The following is a 5,524-nucleotide window of genomic DNA, read 5'->3' on the forward strand; positions in this document are numbered from 1 at the left end:
CGCGGCGGGCGCCTGCGCGGACGCCAGGGAGGCAGTGGCCGCCGAGGCCGGCGCGGAGCCCATCACAACCACCGTGGCGACGGCCGTTACGGTCAGGAACGAACCCGCGGCAACCCTCATCGAAGTGACTATGTACTGCGGGCGGGCTGCCATGTGTGTGCTTCTCCTGATGATTGGTGTCGATACGGCTTCTCGATTCTCGCCGACCCGGATGAAGGAACATTGGACGGAACCTGCGTCCCAGCTGGGAAAGCCGCGTGTCCGGATGCGATTCAGTAGGCTGGTGCCAGAACACTTACGCCCCGACCCAGGAGGAACCATGGCCAGCGATTCTTCGTTCGACATCGTCAGCAAGGTGGACAAGCAGGAAGTCGCCAACGCGTTGAACCAAGCGCAGAAGGAAATCGCGCAGCGCTATGACTTCAAGGGAGTCGGCGCCGAGGTTGACTTCAGTGGAGAAAAAATCCTGATGAAGGCCAACTCCGAGGAACGGGTCAAGGCCGTCCTGGACGTGCTCCAGTCGAAACTCGTCAAGCGCGGCATCTCGTTGAAGTCGCTGGACGCCGGCGAGCCGTTCGCTTCCGGCAAGGAGTACCGGATCGAGGCCGGCGTCAAGGAGGGCATCGCCCAGGACCAGGCCAAGAAGATCTCGAAGATCATCCGCGACGAGGGCCCCAAGGGTGTGAAGGCACAGATCCAGGGTGACGAGCTCCGCGTCACCTCGAAGTCCCGGGACGACCTGCAGGAAGTCATTTCGCTGCTCAAGGGCTCCGACCTGGACGTCGACCTGCAGTTCATTAACTACCGGTAGCTCAGTACATAACGCTCAGTGAGAGCATGATTACCAAGCGTTAGTCCGCAGAGAGTCCGTAGGAGTGCCAAGGACCGCAGCCGTAAGACCAGCGGCTGCGGTCCTTGTCTTGTCATCGGCCCTGCCGCCACCCGCCCTGCTGCGACTTCCCCTGTTGACGGAATGGCAGGGCCCCCTCAACGCTGATCAGCCGTGCGTGCGAGGAATTGACCCGAGCGGCGGAAATCCCGTATGAGAAATAGGAGCCCGACCATGAAGAGAACTACAATGCCTGCAAAGACCCAGCCGAATGGATCATTCCGTCCGGCGCCGTTGATGGCTTGCGGAATGAAAACCAAAGGGTAGAACGGCATTATCAACAGCTGCGTCGCAAGAGCCTTTCGCATCTGCACAGCCGCGCCGCGCGTTACCGTGAGATGCTCCGGAACGACTGCCGCCTTGCCTGCTACCTGCCGGCGGACATGCTTTCGTTCCTCGCTCGTCAGCGAAAGGGTCACGTCGACGTTTCCATATTCGGCTGCCGGTACGACCCTTTTCGAGTTGAAGGTCAGACCTCCGATCAGAGTGCCTAGCCCCGCCAGCATGCAGCCGAACGTTAGGTACGTTGGCCAGTCACCATAAGAAGCCCGAAACGCCAGAGCCGCCGCCAGGGAACCAATCGGGACCAGGACGATCACGCCCACTAGCCAGAATCGCGTGTAGTAGACCTTCACGGCGGCGCCCAGTCCGTTGTCCGCCAACCCTTGGGCTCTTTTGGCCGCTTTAGCCCAACGTTCGTTGGACTCGGCCATAAGCTCCTCAATTGCGCCCAATTTCCACCCCTCGGTGCTTTAGTTACCGCATCGCAACGTTCGTTTCGTCCAATGCTGATCATTTCCCGCTTAGCGTGAGGCAAACATTGCTTCAGCCGAGACGGGGAGACCATGCACACGCTGACCAGACTGAGCGCTGCAGCCGCGGTACTGCTGGCGCTGGCAGGCTGCACGAGCCACCAGGCTCCCCGGGTGTCAGCGCTGTCTGCCCCTTCCAGTACCGAGGACGAAATACCGGCGGAGCGCTTAGAAGGGCTGGGCGTAGTTTCGGACAGCGTACGTTTCCTGGCGGAAAAGGATGGCTACGCGTTCTACACCGCGTTGATGGACACCCCCGACCCCCGCGAAATGTGCTTGATCATGGACAACCCGGCATTCGGTGTTTATGCCGCCGGATGTGGCCGGCTCGAGCATACTGGCCCACTTGGACTCGAAGCCTCCGGAATCAAGGCCAAGCTGATCGCCGACGGATACGACGCGAAAACAGCATTGGCCAAAGGCTGGCTCCAACCGCACCGGAACCTCCTGGTGCACGGGCTCTAGCCACCTAAAAGCTTTGGCAACACCGCATGACGCTGCCGCCCTCCCGGAGGGAAGGCGGCAGCGCCAGTGAAACGGGTTCGGAGCTACGCCGCGCAGCGGTTGCTCCTCTGCTCTGCGTTGGAGGGGTTGTTGTAGCAGGTCTCGCCGGTGCTGCGGACGTCGGTCGTCACGATCGGCGCCCCCGGGGCCTCGGTCTCGACGACAAGCGGTTCGATGTCCTCACGGGTCACGGTGACAACCGGCTCTGCGGGCACGGTCGCCGTCGTAACCTCCTGCCTCGTTTCCCCTTCGGTGACCGTCACCACGGGGGCGATCGGCGCGCACTCGGTCTCCGATTCCTCGTCGCCCGGCCGGGTTCCGGTGGTCACGATCGGCGTGCCGGGAACCACTGCTTCCGTCACCACAGGAGTCCCTGGTTCCGTTTCCTGCGTCACCACCGGCACGCCGGTGGGGGTGGGGACGTCGGTGCCGCGCGGGAAGTTGAACGTGGTGATCGTCGTGGTGGTGGTCCGCGTTGTCGGCTGCGTAGTCGTCGCCGTGCGCTCCGTCTGCTGCGTCGTCGCGGTGGCGATCACCGTTTGGTAGGTCGTCGTGGTGCACATTTCACGCTGCTGGGTGCTGGTGAAGACCTCCGTGAACGGCGTCGTCGTGGTAATCAGCGTTTCCCGCGGCTGGGTCGTCGTGGTGACTCGTTCCTGCGGGGTGGTCGTCGTGGTGACGATCGTTGTGGGCGTCGTCGTCGTGGTCAGGACGGCCCTTTCGCATCTCTCCACGGGCTTCGCCGCCCGCTCGTTGTTCACCCTGCGGCAGTTGGTAGTCGCGGGCGTCTCGGTGCTCGTCGGCGTGCCCCGCTCCGTCCGGGTTGTCGACGTCGGCGTGCCGGGAACAACGACGTCCTCGCTGACGGCCTCCCCGGCATCGCGCTCTTCCTCGGTCACGACCGGGGTGCCGGCCCGCTCGGTCCTGACGACAGTCGCGTCGCCGACATTGCGCTCCTCGGTTGTCACCGTGGGATCCGGCTGCCGGGATGGAAGCGACGTGTCCACGGTGACAGGGTCGCCCACGGGCCGGTCCGGGCTGAACGTGGTCGTCGGAGTGCCTGACGGAACATCCGGACCTACGACGACGGTTTCGACGGTGCAGATTTGATTATTGCCGTTGCCGCTGAGCGTTCCGCCCAGGGCTGTGCAGGCGGCCTGCCGTTCGGCTGGACCGGCGAGCGCCGGACCGGCTGGCGCCAATGCGACGACGAGCCCCAACGTCGTCGCGGCCACCAATGACGAAAAACGCATGATGAACTCTCTTCCCCCAACTGAACCCCGCGCGGCGCGGATCCGGCGACACTAACAGGCGGACTAAACCGGCGGCAACGAAACTCAGGCGGATCCGCAAGAGTCGAGTAGTGGGCCAGATATATCCCCGTGTTTGCTCACCGGAAGCCGGGTATTTGCCCCGCTCCCGCCGGTAATCAGGCCTGCGGAAACCGAGTACGCGGTCGCGCCCCTCGGCCCCCTCCGAGTGCTGCGGTTACCGTGCCGCGGCGGTGCGGGGGCCGCGGGGCCAACTGTACGAACCGCTGCGTTTGAGCTCCCCCCGGATCCACGACAGGGTCATGCGGCACACCTGTTCCTTGACGAGGGCGCCGCCCCTGCGGCCCAGGGCGAACCGGCGCGGGGTGTCGTCGGCATGCACCGGCTGGACAAGTCCGGACCGCCGGCCCAGGCTGATGCAGCGCACCATGAACCCGACGGACAACTCCTGAGGGGAGCGCTGCCGGATCCGGGCGATGACGTTCTCTGCTGCGTGGGCGCCCATGGGCATGGCCACGGCGCAGCCCATCCGCAGGTGCGAGGCCACCGTGTCCTGGGGGCGGACGGCGTCTCCGGCGCCGACGATCTCCGGGTACCCGGGGCAGGCCAGCGTTGAGTCGACGAGCAGCCTGCCGCGGTCATCGGTGGCCAAGCCGCTCGCTTCGGCGAGGCCGGAAGCGCTGAAACCGGCCGCCCAGACGGTGCAGTTTGAGCCCAGGGCCGTGCCGTCCGACAGGATGATGCGCTGCGCGTCCGACCGGTCCACCCGGGTTCCGTCCATGACCTCGACGCCGATGTCCGCCAGCTGTGCCAGCAGGGATCGGCGGCCCCGCTCGGACAGGTCCGCACCTGTCCGCCCGCGCGAGACCAGCCGCACCTTCAATCGCGGAAGCGCCCCGGCAATTTCGGCAGCTGCCTCGATGCCGGTCAGGCCACCACCGATGACGCTGACGGCGGCGCCGGGAGCCAACTGCTGCAACGCGTGCTGCAGGCGGGCGGCGGAGGATGCGTCCTGCAGCGTGAAGCCGACTGATCCCGAAGGGACGGGTTGGCTCGCGCTCCCGGGAGCGTAGACCAGGAAGTCATACTCCAGCGCGGCCCGGCCGTCGTCGAAGTGGACGGTGCGCGCACGGGGATCGATCCGGGAGGCCGTGCCGACCACCAGGGAGGCCTCCGGGCGCAGCAGCGACTCCATCGGAACGGCGGCCGATGCCCGGCCTCCCGCCGCGACCTCATGCAGCCGTATCCGCTCGACGAAGTCGGCCGAAGGGTTCACGACGCTCACGCAGATCCTGCCCGCAAGCTCCTTGCTGCCGGCGAGCCGGTTTGCGGCCATGACTCCGGCGTAGCCCGCCCCTATGATGACAATCCGATGCTTAGCGCTCACCGTGAACTCCCTCTCGTGTGTGGTTACAGAGACAGGACACCGCCGCCGGCACATGTGTGACATCGGCCGGCGGCCGCTCCGGGTCCGCGCGGTTTTTTGCTTGTCAGTCCCGGGAGTCGGGGCCGGAGGGGACGCTCCCGGGGTTGACGGGATCGGCGGTCGGGCCGTCGGTGAGCGGGTCGGCCAGTTCGGGCCCGCCAACGGCCTGGCCCATCCAGGTGAGCGCCTCCCACCCGTCGGGACCGCCGTCGAGCACCACCACCCCGGTGTTGCTCAACTGGTTCCGGGCCACGAACGGGACCGTCAGATTGGACGCCCGGGCGCCGGCCCAGCTGCGGATCATGGCGCCGTGGCTGACCACCGCCAGGGTGCCGATGCCGGAGGATCGGGCTTCTTCAATCACGGCATCGAAGCGTCCGAACGTTTCGTGGCCGTCCGGGCCGCCCGGCATCCGGCGCTCCAGGTCGCCCGCCGCCCAGGCGAAGACCGTGGTCATGTAGGCAATGATGGAATCGCGGTCGCCGCGCATTTCCAGCTCGCCGGCCGAGATCTCGCGCAGCCCGTCCCGCACGTCCGTCTCAAGCTTCCGGGCGGCGGCCAGCGGGGACGCCGTGAGCTGGGCGCGCACGAGGGTGGATGCGAGCAGGGCGTCGATCGGCTC

The 5,524-nt window shown here is 66.1% G+C and carries 6 protein-coding genes; 2 read left to right on the forward strand and 4 right to left on the reverse strand.

The window, feature by feature from the left end; genetic code table 11:
* Positions 1-319: 319 nt before the first annotated feature.
* Positions 320-811 carry a YajQ family cyclic di-GMP-binding protein gene (locus tag AC5RUJ_RS10180; RefSeq protein ID WP_494000553.1) on the forward strand — a complete coding sequence of 164 codons (492 nt, stop codon included), beginning with the start codon at positions 320-322 and terminating at the stop codon, positions 809-811.
* Positions 812-987: 176 nt separating this feature from the next.
* On the opposite strand, the gene AC5RUJ_RS10185 is transcribed toward AC5RUJ_RS10180, so the two are convergent.
* A complete protein-coding gene (locus AC5RUJ_RS10185; RefSeq protein ID WP_494128826.1) occupies positions 988-1,602 on the reverse strand; it encodes a hypothetical protein in 615 nt (204 codons plus the stop codon).
* Positions 1,603-1,734: 132 nt separating this feature from the next.
* Here AC5RUJ_RS10185 and AC5RUJ_RS10190 point away from each other — a divergent pair, with 132 nt between their 5' ends.
* Positions 1,735-2,166 carry a hypothetical protein gene (locus AC5RUJ_RS10190; protein ID WP_494128825.1) on the forward strand — a complete coding sequence of 144 codons (432 nt, stop codon included), beginning with the start codon at positions 1,735-1,737 and terminating at the stop codon, positions 2,164-2,166.
* An 83-nt stretch (positions 2,167-2,249) separates the two neighbouring features.
* Here the strand turns inward: AC5RUJ_RS10190 and AC5RUJ_RS10195 are convergent, their stop codons facing one another.
* From AC5RUJ_RS10195 to AC5RUJ_RS10205, 3 genes are all read right to left on the reverse strand, one after another.
* Positions 2,250-3,458 carry a hypothetical protein gene (locus AC5RUJ_RS10195; RefSeq protein ID WP_494128824.1) on the reverse strand — a complete coding sequence of 403 codons (1,209 nt, stop codon included), beginning with the start codon at positions 3,456-3,458 and terminating at the stop codon, positions 2,250-2,252.
* Between the two features lie 235 nt (positions 3,459-3,693).
* Positions 3,694-4,863 carry an NAD(P)/FAD-dependent oxidoreductase gene (locus AC5RUJ_RS10200; RefSeq protein WP_494128823.1) on the reverse strand — a complete coding sequence of 390 codons (1,170 nt, stop codon included), beginning with the start codon at positions 4,861-4,863 and terminating at the stop codon, positions 3,694-3,696.
* A 103-nt stretch (positions 4,864-4,966) separates the two neighbouring features.
* Positions 4,967-5,524 (reverse strand): histidine phosphatase family protein (locus tag AC5RUJ_RS10205; protein ID WP_494155824.1); only part of this gene is annotated, 558 nt, incomplete at its 5' end.

The organism is Arthrobacter sp. Y3223164 (genome assembly GCF_059091005.1).